Origin of the sequence: Acetobacter cerevisiae, from assembly GCF_001580535.1 — a bacterium.
Classification (GTDB): domain Bacteria; phylum Pseudomonadota; class Alphaproteobacteria; order Acetobacterales; family Acetobacteraceae; genus Acetobacter; species Acetobacter cerevisiae.
In genome coordinates, this window is the sequence record NZ_LHZA01000126.1 from 18,820 (window position 1) to 33,574 (window position 14,755).

Sequence of the window (14,755 nt, forward strand, 5' to 3'; positions counted from 1 at the left end):
CTGCCAGCAGGGCGTGGAGGGGATATGGCGCAGAAGAGTTGCGGACCTTGTGAGGATTTTACGTGCAATATTCCGCGCTGGAGATTATCAACAGGCCAGCGAAATTATAGACCGCGACCAACCGCCCCGACAAAGAGACAGTCGGCGGCGGCATAGCGTGTAGGGAAAATCAGGCCTTTTTCATGGATATCCGCAATATCGCCATCATTGCTCACGTCGATCATGGCAAGACGACTCTCGTTGATGAACTGCTGAAACAGTCTGGCTCGTTCCATGAGCATCAGCACGTTGCTGAACGCGCCATGGACAGCAATGATCTGGAACGTGAGCGTGGTATTACCATTCTTGCCAAGTGCACGTCCGTTGTCTGGAAAGACACGCGCATCAACATCATCGACACCCCCGGACACGCCGATTTCGGCGGGGAAGTGGAACGTATTCTGAGCATGGTGGACGGCGCTGTGGTGCTGGTTGACTCTGCTGAGGGCGCGCTGCCGCAGACCAAGTTTGTGGTTGGCAAGGCTCTGGCCCGTGGCCTGAAGCCGATTGTTGTGGTCAACAAGATTGACCGTGGCGATGCCCGTCCGGACGAAGTGCACAACGAAGTGTTCGATCTGTTCGCTGCCCTCGGTGCGAATGACGAACAGCTCGACTTCCCGATGCTGTATGCCTCTGGCCGTCAGGGCTGGGCCGATGTTGAGCTGGAAGGTCCGCGTAAAGACCTCAGCCCGATGTTCGACCTGATCCTCAAGCACGTTCCCGCTCCGGTGCTGGACAAGGAAAAGCCGTTCGCCATGACGGCCACCATCCTTGAGAACGACAACTTCCTGGGCCGCGTGCTCACGGGCCGCGTCGAACAGGGCCGTGCACGTGTTAACATGCCGGTTAAGGTTCTGCGCGCTGATGGCTCCGTTGTGGAAACGGGTCGTCTGACCAAGCTGCTGTCCTTCCGTGGTCTGGACCGCGTGGGCGTTGAGGAAGTGGAAGCCGGTGACATTGTTGCCGTTGCTGGTCTGTCCGAAGCCACCATTCCGGACACGATTGCTGCCCCGGAAGTGGCCGAGCCGCTGCACGCTATTCCGGTTGACCCGCCGACGCTGTCCATGACGTTCCGCCTGAACGATGGCCCGATGGGTGGCCGTGAAGGCAAGAAGGTGACGTCTCGCCAGATTCGTGACCGTCTGTTCAAGGAAACGGAAAGCAACATCGCCATCCGCGTGACAGACAGCCCGGAAAGCGAAGCGTTTGAAGTGGCTGGCCGTGGTGAACTTCAGCTGGGCGTGCTGATTGAAACCATGCGCCGTGAAGGCTTTGAGCTGACCATTGGTCGTCCCCGCGTGCTGTATCGCACCAACGAGGAAACCGGTGAGCGCGAAGAGCCGTTTGAAGAAGTCACCATTGACGTGGACGAACCCTATTCCGGCGTGGTCGTGGAGAAGATGTCTCTGCGTAAAGGCCAGATGCAGGACATGCGTCCCTCCGGTGGCGACAAGGTGCGTCTGACCTTCATCATCCCGTCTCGCGGGCTGATCGGCTATCATGGTGAATTCCTGACCGACACGCGCGGCACGGGCATCATGAACCGTCTGTTCCACGGCTATCAGCCCTATGCCGGCACCATTGAAGGCCGCCGTAACGGATCCCTGATTTCCGCAGAAGACGGCAGCACCACGACGTACTCCCTGTTCTCTCTGCAGGACCGTGGCACGCTGTTCGTGGATGCTGGCGAAAAAGTCTATGTCGGCATGATCATTGGTGAGCATTCCCGCGAAAACGATCTGGAAGTGAACGGCGTTCGCGAAAAGAAGCTGACCAACATGCGTGCGTCCGGTAAGGACGACGCCCTGTTCCTGACGCCGCCGCGCCGGATGTCTCTGGAGCAGGCGATTGCCTACATTGAAGACGATGAGCTGGTGGAAGTGACCCCGTCTGCCATCCGTCTGCGTAAGCGTTACCTTGACCCCAACGAACGCAAGAAGCGCGAACGCTCAGGCAACAAAGACTGACCCTTTCGCGTTTTACGCAAGATGTGCATCCCTGCCATGCCGGTCTGCCCGTAAAGGGTGTGCGGGCAGGGATGCATTCCCTTCACGCCTTAAAATCATTGTGGCGAGATGAAGGTTTCCGGGTGGCACACCCACGGCAACCCTCTGGTCTATCTGAATTTTAATCCGAGACGTGAAGAAGCTGTCATGCTATCCAAGCTGCCAGCCAGACGGATGCAGCTCGTCATACGGACTTCTGGCGTACTGGTCGGGACCCCTGACGTCTCAGATATTTTTGGAGACATGATTATGATTTCTCGTCGCCTTCTCGCAGCTCTGTCCACCGTCGCTCTGATGGGCTTCGCTGCTCCGTCCTTCGCTCAGGAAGCTCCTGCTGCTCCTGCTCCTGCCGCACCGGCTGCTGAAGCTCCTGCTGCTCCTTCCGCTGACTCCGCTGCTCCTGCAGCCGCACCGGAAGCTGCTAAAGAAGAAGGCACCAAGAAAAAAGGCAAGAAGAAGCACCACCACGGTAAGCACCATGGCAAGAAGAGCAAGAAAGCTGCTTCTTCTGACGCATCTTCTTCCGACACGTCTGCTCAGTAATCAGAGCGGAACACGGATAAGCGATACGGGGCCTTCGGGCCTTGTGTCCTGCAAAAAGGGCCGGGGATTGTTCCTCCGGCCCTTTTTGTTTGGCATATCTTCGTCACCAGAGGGTTATCGTCCCAGTCTGCATACTGACGCCATAGTGTTTTCAGACGAACTGAGAATGAGGATGCGCGCAGGCAGTTTAGCGTTGTCGCATGAGGGAACGCGATTCGTGCTCAGGCAAGCTGAGCGCGTTCCTCGACAGGCGTCTGCTGGAGGGATGGCATCTGCCAGTGGCCCTGATCAATCTTGACGATTTCCTGATCAATCTCAGCGACGACCTGCCGCGCAAACGGCCCGAGATGCAGGTAGAGCGCACTTGTCATGACCACATACGGCAAGGCTTTGGGGTTATGCAGGGCGCAATCCACCAGCATGCGCCAGAATTGCCCCGCCGTTCCCGGCCCTGCCCGATGAATGCGAAACAGCAGTCGGATGAAACTGCGAAGATCTCCCTTAATCATCCGATGAGCACGCTTGCGTTTGAGCATACGCCCCAGCCGGCGCACACGGCCAAAATAAGCGGTCGGCTCATAGATTGTTCTGAGGACTGCCCTGTAATCGTCAAGCACATCCCGGCGGGGGCGGTTGGTCTCAAAATTCAGTCCGGCGGTGCACTGGTCGCCTGATTGCGTCTGCCCGTCGTCAGAGAAGAGGCGTCCTTCAGCCAGCAGTCGGCGTGTGAGCTGGGTGGTGGGCAGGGCATAAAGCAGGCCGACCATGCACACAGGGATTGCCGTATCTTCGATACAGGCGATCATACCCGGAGCGACACTGCCCTTCTCGCTATCAAAACCGACAATGAAGCCGGCATTCACAAAAATTCCGGCTCCATGAATGGTTTCGATGCTTTGCTGCAAACTCCGGCGCGTATTCTGCTTTTTCTGCGTCATGATCAGCGTGTCTGTGTCCGGACTTTCAATGCCGACAAACACGGCAAAAAAGTTGCTCTCGGCAAGGTCACGCAGCAGCTCGGCATCATCGGCAAGATTGATTGATGCTTCGGTCGAAAATTCGAACGGGAAGCGTTTTTCGTCCTGCCAGCGCTTCAGATCAGGCAGAAATTTCCTCAGCGCCTTTTTGTTGCCGATCAGGTTATCGTCAACAAAATCCACATGGCCGCGATAGCCGAGGGCATAGAGCGCATCCAGCTCTGCCATGACCTGCCCGGTGGTCTTGGTGCGGGGGACGCGGCCATACAGTTCGATGATATCGCAGAATTCACAACTGAACGGGCATCCGCGCGAGAACTGAATCCCGACATGCAGATACTGATCCATCTTCAGCAGGTCAAAACGGGGCAGAGGACTTTTCGTGACATCTGTCTTCCCCATGGGCGCTACAAAAACACCCTCCGTGGCCCCGTTTCGCCACGCAGAGATGAAATTGACCATGATTTCTTCAGCTTCACCGAGAACCTGAAAATGCGCGGCCTTATAGATGTCGGGACTGGACGTGACATCAGGGCCACCGACCACCACCGGCTTGCCGCTTGTGCGGCACTTGTCGATGAGATGCAGGGCATCGTTTCTCTGCGGAAGCATGCCGCCGGTCATAACCATATCGGCCCAGGCGAAATCTTCTTCCGTCAGCTCTTCCGTGTTGCGGTTGACCAGTCTGACGTCCCAGTTCTTAGGTAACAGGGCTGCCACGGTAATCAGCCCAAGGGGGGCTGCCGGGTAGCGTGCGCCGGTCAGATCGCAGGCTTCCTTGTAGTTCCAGAACGAACCTGAGTTGAAAAGCGGGAAGATCATCAAGACCTTGCAGCTGTCGGTCATCAGGGAGAAATCCTCAGATAAAACAGCTGATTACGATCAAAGCCGGAGAATGCCTGCTTTGTTCGAAAGCGCGCCGGACCACGGACGGGCCTGGTTCAGTTTTAGGGGAACGATATGCCGGAGATGCCCGATCTTACCTGCGTTGGAGGAAGGGGCTAAACGGCTATACCCCGGAGAAAGGTCGTCCTGTGACCCTTCCTGAAAGGGGATGGTCGTTTATAAACTGAATGGCCCGGAATAGCGATAGCGTCGTGCTTTTGACCGTCGCGACGCTGCTCCTTGTCCCGCCCGGACGGCCATAAGAGCATTTCCCCTTTACCCCCGCCGGAACCGCGCGGAAATATACGGTTCGGGTGTCCAGTTCAGATCAGCGACCCACGGCCATGTGGGCTGTCTGCGGTGATTGCCGATGTGCAGAATGTCCTGATTAATGGCTCCGGGTGAGAGCGCCATGAGGGCAGGGTTGGCCAGCACCTTCATGGTCGGGTGCAGGTAGCCGCATTTCAGGACGACAATTTTGAACTGTGCCGGGTCCACGCCTATGTCACGGAACGATTCAGTAGAATGATACAGTCGTCGCCGTGCGGAGAGTGTTGCGGTAATGCCGGCAAATTCGATTACGGCCTCGCCGTCCTCCGGGCGTGTTACCGTCGTCAGGTGCTTCACTACGGCTTTTTTCACATGCACCGGGCGGCACATGAGCGGATCGAGCGTCGCGCCGATTGAAAGCGGGAGCGTAGCCCCCACACCTGCGCGGTAACAGGCGTCCGTCGCGGGCCGGTCGGTCATGCCGCCGAGCAGGACATCTTTCGTGCCTGCCTTGAGTAAGGCCTGAAGGAAAAATGTCTGGTCCGAATTGCCACCCCCACCCGGATTATCGCCGGAATCTGAAATCACGACGGGATGCGTGGCAGAGACCATTGCGCGGGAGAGGCACTCCTCAATCGTCCCTGTCGGGCTGTCAAAATGGAAGTCATGGCGTGCATCCCAGTATCGGGCGGCCAGTTCCGTTACAATCCGCGTCTGTTCTTCAATATTCGTGCCCGTTGTCACCACAGAGGCCGCGGCCCGAGGCTCATCCGCCCACACGTAGCCAACCAACTGTGACACATCGAGAATCCCCGGCAGGCGATTATACTCGCTCAGATCTGCCCACAGCCGTCGCCCCGGCTCCCATTCCGTGCTGCTCTGCTCTCCCGGCAGAAGGGCCGGAATACTTGCCCACACAATGCCCGGACGCAGACCGTAGCGGAGGCAATGCGTCAGCATGTCCGTGGCCCGCATCACATTTTCCACACGGTCCACATGCGGGGCTGTGCGATACGCCGTCATGGCGTCCAGCGTATCCACCGCGCGGCGGCTCAGATTGCCATGCAGATCGTAATACGCGGAAATCAGACAGTCTGGCCCCACAACAGCGCGCGTGGCCTCGTACCAGTCACCCTCTGCGTCGTCCATGCCCTCAACGCTCAGAGCGCCATGCATCATCAGGTAAACACCGTCCAGCGGCAGGAGCTTTTTCAAACGCTCCAGATAGTCCGCCTTCAGGGTTTCATAGGTCTGCCGTTCTACCGGGCCGCCGGATGGAGCGGAGGCCGTCAGGGTTGGCAGGAAAGGGGTCTCATAGCGCTGGAGTGGCAAAGAGAGCGGCGCTTTGAACACGTCCTGCCCGCGCAGCACCGTCAGGTCCTCCATCCGTGCCCGGATGCGGCTATACGTGCTGCATTCCGAGGCAATGCCGCCCACTGCAATGCGCGGCGTCCCCCGAAAGGCCGGGACTAATCCTGCAGCTCGTGCTGCGCCAGAAAAAGTGGGGAGCCCGGCCAAAACCCCCGCCGGGATCATCTTCAGAATCAGTCTGCGCCGCACGGGAGTGCCTCCAGTTGGTATGACCGCTCAATCGTTCTTAATCTGTAACGATAAAAATGCGGTCAATCAAACTGAGAAAGGCTGTGCGCGAAAAATCCCGTGTCTGGCTCAGCTATAGCGGCTGATGGACAGGTCCAGTGCCGGGATTTCAGGCTTGATACCGTGAATCATATCCGCCAGCAGGCGGCCGGAACCGCAGGCCATGGTCCAGCCCAGCGTGCCGTGGCCGGTATTGAGCCACAGATTGCTAAAGCGCGGCACCGGGCCAACTACCGGCGTGCCATCCGGCGTGCAGGGGCGCAGGCCGGTCCAGTAGGTGGCGGCGGAAAGGTCACCCCCGCCGAACAGCTCGGAGAAGGAGAGTTCCAGCGTCTCGCGCCGGTCCGGGCTCAGGCGCAGGTTGTAGCCGGTCAGTTCTGCTGTGCCCCCCACGCGAATGCGGTTGCCCAGCCGGGTGATGGCGACCTTGTAGGTCTCATCATTCACGGTGGAGAGCGGGGCGTGGCTTTCATCCGTCAGCGGCAGGGTGAGGGAGTAGCCTTTGACCGGGTAAACCGGCAGATGCACGCCCAGCGGCTTGAGCAAAAGCGGGCTGTAGCTGCCCATGGAGACCACGTAGGCATCGGCCCGCAGATGGCCCTTGCTGGTGCGGATGGACATGACCTCATCCGCTGCGGCGTCCATCCCCTTGATGGTCGTGTCGTACAGGAACGTCACGCCCTTTGCGGCGGCCATTTTGGCCAGACGCTGGGTGAAGATATGCGCATCCCCGGACTGGTCGCCCGGCAGATACAGTCCGGCCTTCAGCAAATCGCGCGCGTGGGACAGGCCGGGTTCATGCTCCAGAATCTGGTTCACGTTCAGCAGTTCATGCGGGATGTTGCTGTCGGAAAGCAGCTTCATGTCATGGTGGGCTTTGTCGATCTGCTTTTCCGTGCGGAAAAGCTGGATCAGCCCGCGCTGCCGGTCATCATACGTCAGGCCGGTTTCTTCCCGCAGGGCGTCCAGACAGTCGCGGCTGTATTCCGCCACGCGCAGCATGCGGCCTTTATTGATGTCATAGGCGTGCGTGTTGCAGTTTTTAAGAAGCTGTTCGATCCACCGGAACATGGCGAAGTCGATCCGCTTGCGGATCACCAGCGGGCTATGCCGCTGCATCATCCAGCTCATGGCTTTGATCGGCAGGCCGGGGGCGGCCCAGGGGGTGGAATAACCCGGAGAAACCTGCCCGGCATTGGCAAAGGATGTCTCCAGCCCCGGCTCCGGCTGGCGGTCAACCACAGTCACTTCGTGACCCAGACTGTTGAGATACCAGGCTGACGTCACGCCGATAACGCCGGCGCCGAGAATGATGACTTTCACACTTTCATCCTTTCCGGGGATCGTAATGGAGACGATGGTAGCGGGCCCCGAGGTCCGTCAGAAGTTCGTAAGCAATGGTGTCTGCCAGATGCGCAACGTCATCAAGAGGCGCATGGGGGCCTATCAGGTCAAACACCGCTCCGGCAGGCGGCAGAGCCACACCTGCTGCGACCAGTGGAGAGAGGTCCACGGCCAGTGAGTCCATGGAGATACGCCCGATTATTGGTAATTTAATGTCAGGCCAGTCCGGGTAGATCACAAATCCTTTTTGCCCCAGCCTGCGGGGAAAGCCGTCTCCGTAGCCAATGCCCAGCAGGGCGACCGGGGTGGGCTGCCGGGCGGTAAAGGCCGCGCCATAGCCCACACTGGCCCCGGCGGGCACTTGCCGGGTCTGAATAACACGCGCCTGCAACCGGAGGGTGGCATGCATAGGGTTGGGCTGCCCTGCAGTGGGCGCAATGCCGTAGAGGGCAGCGCCGGGCCGCACGAGGTCAAAATGCCACTCCGGCCCCAGAAAAATGCCGGAGGATGCAGCAAGACTAGCGGGGGCGGCGGGGAGGCGCAGCTTCAGTTTGACAAAAGCGTTGAGTTGCTGGCGGTTGAGTGGGTGGTCGGGTGTGTCGGCGCAGGCCAGATGGCTCATCACCAGCGTGACCTCAATACCCGCCAGCGCTTGTGGCTGGGTGGCGAGGTAATCCACCTCCGCCTCGGTCAGCCCGAAGCGAGACATGCCGCTATCGACCTGCAGGGCAGCCGCCAGAGGGTGCCCCTGTGCGTGAGCCAGCGCCTGCCATTCCTGCACCTGTTGCAGGCTGTTCAAAACGGGCAGGAGATTATGCGTCAGGCAGGCGTTAGCGGTGCCGGGGGGCGGGCCATGCAGCACAAAAATGCGGCTGTCTTCCCCCACCAGCGGGCGCAGGGCAGCCCCCTCCGCCAGATGAGCGACAAAAAAGGTGCGGCACCCGGCCTCATACAAGGTCTGGCCAACTTCCTTCAGCCCCAGCCCATACGCATTGGCCTTGACCGCAGCCCCGCATTCCGCCGGGCTGACGCGTGCGCTCAGCTGCGCATAATTCTCGGCAATGGCGGCAAGATTGATAAGCAGCCGCCCGCCTTCCCAGCCGTCCCTGTCCATGGTCCGTCTCCTGCCTTCATGACGCGCGTCTTTATCATTTTTTCGCAGAGGCTGGCAAAAGGCAGACGGGGGATGGAGAGGGGAGTTGATAGGCGGCAGCGTTCAAAGCGTAGCCATCCGTCTGGAAAGAGGCGTGAGAGACCAGAACACCAGTCCGGCCACAGCACCGCTTAGCGCGCTTGTGGTCAGAGCGCGGGTCCAGTTGAGTGCCTCATGTCCGGAGGCAGAAAGAGCAAAGCTGCCGAGGGCCAGCAACACGCCAAGCAACGCCATGGTGCCGCACCCCCAGAGCATGCCGAAGAGCAGGCAATGCAGAAGGCTGCGGTGGTGCGTGGCGCGATACAGGGAAAGGCAGACCCATCCCATCGGCACGCCCAGAAAGGAAAACGCCAGAAAGAACAGCCCGCTTCGGGCAAGGCAGTAGAGAATGGCGGAGGGCGGCGTGAGTGTTGTGGGGCCATGTCCCGCAGCGTGCAGGCTGACCAGCGCTGACCAGATGAGGCTGAAGATAAAGACGGCGACAAGGTAGCGGACGCTCAGCCGCATTGGAGTGTTCCTCATGTGAGAGGCCATGACGGACGATATAATTTTAAGACTCAGCAGCGTGTGAGACGTTCCCTCGGGAGAGAAATTTTAACTGGCCGACCGGAGTGGCATCGTTCACTGATGTGTCTGCTTCCTTATGCGAGGGCTTTGTGAGTGCGTACTCTTGATTTCAGTTCATGGCACAATCTTCTGGTCACCCTGATCGGGCTGTCACTCATCACACTGCTGGGTGTTGGCATCCGGCTGCTGACAATGGTGGTGATCCAGCAGCGGCGGGAGCGGATGAACCGGCAGATCAATGAGCGGTTACGCACCCTGATTGCCGCATATCGCACGCTGGGTGGTTCCTTTACCGGAGATCTGGCGGTGGACCCCCGGCACAAGCGGGATTTACGCATGACGGCGGAAGGCGCGGTGTCGGCCGAGGGAACGGAGGGCTCTGCTGAGGCAGGCGGTGAGGTTGGGTCCGAGCGCGCCCGGCGTATTCGGGATGCCGTGGAGGCCGCGCTTTCCGACATTATCCTTCTGGGCACGGAAGAGCATGTGCGTCTGGCGGACCGGGCCGCGCGGGAACTGGTGGCGGGTCAGCCGGTCCATACGCATGATCTGGTTGTCTCCCTCCGCACCTTTATCCGCAAGGCGCTGGACCTTGAGCCTGTGCCTTCAGACCTCACGCTGCCAGCCCAAGGCCCAGCCCGCGTGCAGGCCTCCGGTGGGGGGCGTGCAAAGGATGACGGCAAGAAGGACGGCGGCGGGAAAGGCGGCGGTGGAGGCGGGGGCGGAGATGGCGGCGGCGGTCATGAAATGGGGATGATGGGCGGCGCTGGTGCGGAGCATCATGAGGTGACCATTTCATCCGGGATTTAAATCGGACAAGGGATTATCTGGTCAGAATCTTTTGAAAATCTCTGAGGCGCGTTCACAAAAGGACCAGTGAACGCGCCGTTTGTTTTAGTAGAGTTCCGGCACAATCATGGATTCCGGCGTCGGTTGCCGTTCATAGTCCGGGTGGTAGATGCGCGGGGGCAGGACTACCTCGGGGCGGGAGACGGGCTGATACGGCACCAGAGACAGAAGGTGGCTGATGCAGTTCAGGCGGGCCTTCTTCTTGTCCACGCCCTGCACCACCCACCACGGCGCTTCCGGAATGCTGGAGCGTTCCAGCATGACTTCCTTGGCCAGTGTGTAGGCCTCCCACCGTTTGCGGCTTTCCAGATCCATGGGGGAGAGTTTCCACTGTTTGAGTGGATCATCCATGCGGGCGCGGAAGCGGGCTTCCTGCTCATCATCCGTGATGGAGAACCAGAATTTGATAATCTGGATACCGCTGCTGGCAAGCATGCGTTCAAATTCCGGCACGGAGCGGAAGAACTCTTCATACTCCTCGTCTGTGCAGAAACCCATCACGCGTTCCACACCGGCGCGGTTATACCAGCTGCGGTCAAACAGAACGATTTCCCCCGCTGCGGGCAGGTGCGCCACGTACCGCTGGAAATACCACTGGGTGCGTTCCCGGTCGTTAGGGGCGGGCAGGGCGGCAACGCGGCAGGTGCGCGGGTTGAGTCGCTGAGTAATGCGTTTGATGGCCCCGCCCTTGCCTGCGGCGTCCCGCCCTTCAAACAGCACCACTACGCGGTGACCGGTGGCCTGCACCCAGTCCTGGAGTTTGATCAGCTCGCCCTGCAGGCGCACCAGTTCACGAAAATAGACACGACGAAAAGCGCGATCTTCAGCGTCCAGACTGCTTATGCCACCGGCATCGTCTTCCAGAGAAAGCTCAAATTCCTCGTCAAGATCATCAATAATCTCACGGCGCATCTGCACGCGTTCGCGTTCTTCTGCGGAAAGGCTCTCCAGATCGCTCATTCTCATCCCTTTATCGCCGCAGGTCATACTCTGCGCCGCGGACTATAAAGACTGAGGGGATGAACCGGTTTGAAACTTTGATGACATTGAAGGGCGCATCAGAATGTTGTGGTGACGTTCAGCCCGGTGACAACGCCGTTGCGGATATGTTTGCCGGTATCCGGGTTAAGAGAGGTGCCACCCACATGCCAGAAATACTGGAAATCCGGCTGCACAATCAGCCAGGGGGTCGCTGCCGCCTGATAGGTGAATTCCAGATGATGCTCCGGCGTGAGCGCGCCTGCGGTATTGGTGCCCAGCCGAAAACTGTCATGCGTGTTTTCCTTGGCGCGCAGGCCATACAGGCCAGTGCCCCACGCTAAGCCGAGTGTGTCATCCGGTCTGCCGGGTAGCAGTTCATCAAACGTAAAACCGCTTTGAATTTCAGAAGAAAACCGGCTGTTGGTGCCGTTGCTCAAAGTGGCGCGGGCAAAAAAGTTGATGGTCTTGCCTGAGCCTTTTTCCTTACGCCAGATCATCTGGTCAATCACGAAATATGCCATCCAGTTGCCCTGATGGTAGAGTGGGGAGCCGCTGCTGGCGGGGCTGGCCAGAAGGCCGCGCTGCGCATCGTAACGCTGGTCCGGAAAGCGCCCGGTATCGTACAGGCCGCCGATTTTCCACACACCGGGCAGAGCTACATCGTCACGGCTGCCAATCTGCTTTGCTGCGTCCAGCCAGAGCTGGGCTTCCCCTATGAACAATGTGCCGCCCCTGGTGGAAAACAAGGTGCCGGACGGGTCGCGCTGGGCTGCGCTGATGGTACTGTAAAACGGGCCGTGGGTGGGGTTGTCATTCGTGATGGCACCCATGAGCACCAGCGGGGCTGCCGCCCGCCACTTTACGCGGCCGCCAACAGCGGAATAAGGCCAGGACGGACCGCCGGAATAGAGGTTGTTGGAGGTGGAAAGCGGCCAGCCGAAGCTGGAGTTCAGGAAGAACGAGGCGTTCTGACTGACAAGAAATTCCGTATCCAGATCCAGCGAGCCTACGCGCACGTCCAGCGTACTGTTCAGAAAACTCTGGCCATACCAGAGTTCAAACAGACGGGTAGAGCGCCCGGCATCATAACCGCTGACGGTATTCAGCGCGCCCAGTCGTTCCCCGGTAAAGGACCGACCACGAATTTGCAGGGCGCTGACATTCAGCAAACCGCCCTGCAAGCCAAAGGCTTTGCCGGTATCAAGAGAGAGGGCTGCGGCGGTCATGCCATCATACGTCGCCCCGCGCTGCATGCCGCCGGAGGCCAGTCCCCAGAGTTCCTCCACGTCCTGCAGGGTGATCCTGACGCCTTTCTTGCCCAGCCATGAGCGCGCCCCGCCCATGGTGCCGAGCAGTTCCGTGCTGGCGTCTTCCTCCGGTGGGGAGAAGGTGGGCGAGGGCACGGGAAGCGGCACGCCGGAGGGGAGAATATCGGTGGCCAGCGGTATGTTGGCGGCGTGTGCCGGGGAGATGGAAAGCAGGCAGGCGAGCAACCCGCAGAGCGCGGTAAACAGGCGCCCCGCTGTCGGATGCCGGGGCTGTCGGTCAAGCGTCAGCGTGTCAGGCGTGGGGGAGGCTGGGCGGTGTGGGACGCATAAGCAGGGTGGTCGGGGATGTGGCACGCCTGCTCCTTTTTGCGAGGTAAGGGGGAATTTTGACGATCTCAGCGTCGATTTAAAATGACGTTATCATGACACCGCCCTGTCTGTCTGACCCGTCTGCATTGCGTGCTGACCGGTTCCACGCGGTATCGGGGGGGTGCCTTACATCTGGCCTTCCGGCTGGAGTGCCCATGCGTGGAGGATACCCGGAATAGAGGCTTCAAGGCCGCGACCTGTGCTCCTCATATCCAAGGCGGATCCACTAAAAACCTTTTTGGGAGAAGTCTCCAATTCTGAATTTGGAGACGCAATGCAGGCGGCACCCGAAAACCCGGAGGAAAAGAGTGCCGCCTGCCAGAAGGGACGGCCTCAGGCCGCAGGGACGCCCTTGCTGGTAGAATATTCGAAGTGCAGGGCCTGATCGGGGTTGACGATCGGGTAGATGGAATGGGCGGCCATTGCCCCTTCACTAAAGCCTTGCAGGATCAGCTTGAGCTTGCCGGGGTAGGTGGCGACATCGCCAATGGCGAACACGCCGGGCATGCTCGTCTCGCAGGTGGACGGGGTGACGGGGATGGTGGAGCGGACGGTGTCCATGCCCCAGCGGGCAATGGGGCCAAGGTCCGTCGCCAGCCCGAAGAAGGGCAGCAGGGTATCGGCTTCCAGATGCCGGGTTGTGCCGTCCAGATCCGCCACTTCCACGCTTTCCAGCGCGCCGTTGGCCCCGTGCAGGGCGTGCAACTGGTAGGGCACAACCTTTTCAATCTGCCCGGCGGCCACGGCTTCATCCAGCAGACGCAGGCTTTCCGGCGCACCACGGAAGCGGTCCCGGCGATGCACCAGATACAGCTTTCCCGCTTTGTCTTTGAGAGACAGCGCCCAGTCCAGCGCGGAATCCCCGCCGCCGGCAATCACAATGCGCTTGTTTTCAAAATCAGCTTTGCGGCGCACGTAATATTGCACAGCGCCGCTTTCTTCAAACGCTTCCAGCCCGTCCAGCGGCGGACGGTTGGGGCCAAATGCGCCTGCACCGGCGGCAATAATCACCGCTTTGGCGTTAAGGGTTGCGCCTTTATCCGTGCCCAGCGTGAACGCGCCACGGTGGCCGGTCAGGCTTTCAATCCGGTGTTTGAGCAGGCGGGGGATATCAAACGGCGCAATCTGCTGTTCCAGATTGGCAATCAGCTGCGCACCTTCCACGGCGGGGCAGGCGGGAATGTCGTAAATCGGCTTTTCAGGGTAGAGCGCCACACACTGGCCGCCCACTTCCGGCAGCACATCAATCAGCACGCACCGCAGGCGCAACATGGCGCACTGGAAGGCAGCAAACAGCCCCGTGGGGCCAGCGCCGATAATGGCGACGTCAGTCTCGATCGGCATATCCGTCATGGCGCGGTACATCTCCCCTTCTGGCCGTATGATCTGCCGTTGTTTTTGCGACAGGTCCGCAGTCCGCGCAATAGGGCAGGGTTCGGGAGCCTTCTATGCCCCTATTAGAGGGAGTGGGATTCCCGAGCAGTATAAACATGCTAGACATGAACATAGAGGACGGACGTTTCAGCATTGGATTGCTGAATGTACCGGGTATATAAGTTTGAGATGCTCAGTCTATATGACCAAAATTCAATGTCATCCGTTTAGTGAGGATCAGGAAGTCATAAGGATGCGTACTTTTTTAAAAAAGCATGATTGGAAGGAAAAGTTATAATTTTATATTATATTGTCAAAGGGTATTATTGAAATGTCTAATATTTTTCAAAAATTGACATGCCGCAAATGGGTGCTTGCAGGCCTTGTCTTACTACTAGCTGGTGCGGCTTTTAAATCTTTTTACGACCAGCCTTCTCCTTTTGAAGACTACAGATTAAACGGAAAATGTTTCAGAATTCCTGCGGGTTATGTGGTTGCTTATATTGCCTCAGAGCCCTTTTGGAAATTCACGGA

At 59.1% G+C, this 14,755-nt stretch carries 12 protein-coding genes; 4 read left to right on the forward strand and 8 right to left on the reverse strand.

Going from position 1 to position 14,755, the window contains the following annotated elements; translation table 11 throughout:
• The first annotated feature begins 182 nt into the window (after positions 1-182).
• Positions 183-2,006 (forward strand): translational GTPase TypA, encoded by a 1,824-nt coding sequence (typA, locus tag AD928_RS04450; RefSeq protein ID WP_062142556.1) that lies wholly within the window; start codon positions 183-185, stop codon positions 2,004-2,006.
• A gap of 288 nt (positions 2,007-2,294) precedes the next feature.
• The gene (locus AD928_RS04455; protein WP_062248613.1) at positions 2,295-2,588 is read left to right on the forward strand and encodes a hypothetical protein; all 294 of its coding nucleotides are present in this window, start codon (positions 2,295-2,297) and stop codon (positions 2,586-2,588) included.
• Between the two features lie 221 nt (positions 2,589-2,809).
• Here the strand turns inward: AD928_RS04455 and AD928_RS04460 are convergent, their stop codons facing one another.
• The 5 genes from AD928_RS04460 to AD928_RS04480 all read right to left on the reverse strand — a co-directional run bounded on the left by AD928_RS04460 (position 2,810) and on the right by AD928_RS04480 (position 9,323).
• Positions 2,810-4,411 (reverse strand): B12-binding domain-containing radical SAM protein, encoded by a 1,602-nt coding sequence (locus AD928_RS04460; RefSeq protein ID WP_062248599.1) that lies wholly within the window; start codon positions 4,409-4,411, stop codon positions 2,810-2,812.
• Between the two features lie 315 nt (positions 4,412-4,726).
• Positions 4,727-6,280: a M81 family metallopeptidase gene (locus AD928_RS04465; protein WP_062248601.1), complete on the reverse strand. Its 1,554-nt coding sequence runs from the start codon at positions 6,278-6,280 to the stop codon at positions 4,727-4,729.
• A 108-nt stretch (positions 6,281-6,388) separates the two neighbouring features.
• A complete protein-coding gene (locus tag AD928_RS04470; RefSeq protein ID WP_061505359.1) occupies positions 6,389-7,642 on the reverse strand; it encodes a D-amino acid dehydrogenase in 1,254 nt (417 codons plus the stop codon).
• 4 nt (positions 7,643-7,646) lie between these two features.
• On the reverse strand, positions 7,647-8,777 hold the full coding sequence (gene alr, locus AD928_RS04475; protein WP_062248603.1) for an alanine racemase: 1,131 nt from the start codon (positions 8,775-8,777) through the stop codon (positions 7,647-7,649).
• 102 nt (positions 8,778-8,879) lie between these two features.
• On the reverse strand, positions 8,880-9,323 hold the full coding sequence (locus AD928_RS04480) for a hypothetical protein (RefSeq protein WP_062248605.1): 444 nt from the start codon (positions 9,321-9,323) through the stop codon (positions 8,880-8,882).
• A gap of 153 nt (positions 9,324-9,476) precedes the next feature.
• Here AD928_RS04480 and AD928_RS04485 point away from each other — a divergent pair, with 153 nt between their 5' ends.
• Complete coding sequence (locus AD928_RS04485; protein WP_156470094.1) at positions 9,477-10,190, forward strand: hypothetical protein; 714 nt, start codon at positions 9,477-9,479, stop codon at positions 10,188-10,190.
• A gap of 84 nt (positions 10,191-10,274) precedes the next feature.
• On the opposite strand, the gene ppk2 is transcribed toward AD928_RS04485, so the two are convergent.
• The 3 genes from ppk2 to AD928_RS04500 all read right to left on the reverse strand — a co-directional run bounded on the left by ppk2 (position 10,275) and on the right by AD928_RS04500 (position 14,200).
• Complete coding sequence (ppk2, locus tag AD928_RS04490) at positions 10,275-11,189, reverse strand: polyphosphate kinase 2 (RefSeq protein ID WP_082779739.1); 915 nt, start codon at positions 11,187-11,189, stop codon at positions 10,275-10,277.
• Between the two features lie 98 nt (positions 11,190-11,287).
• The gene (locus AD928_RS04495; RefSeq protein ID WP_233419944.1) at positions 11,288-12,832 is read right to left on the reverse strand and encodes a carbohydrate porin; all 1,545 of its coding nucleotides are present in this window, start codon (positions 12,830-12,832) and stop codon (positions 11,288-11,290) included.
• A 348-nt stretch (positions 12,833-13,180) separates the two neighbouring features.
• On the reverse strand, positions 13,181-14,200 hold the full coding sequence (locus AD928_RS04500; protein WP_062248621.1) for an NAD(P)/FAD-dependent oxidoreductase: 1,020 nt from the start codon (positions 14,198-14,200) through the stop codon (positions 13,181-13,183).
• A gap of 352 nt (positions 14,201-14,552) precedes the next feature.
• Here AD928_RS04500 and AD928_RS15060 point away from each other — a divergent pair.
• A partial coding sequence (locus AD928_RS15060; RefSeq protein ID WP_209436658.1) for a hypothetical protein occupies positions 14,553-14,755 on the forward strand: 203 nt, incomplete at its 3' end.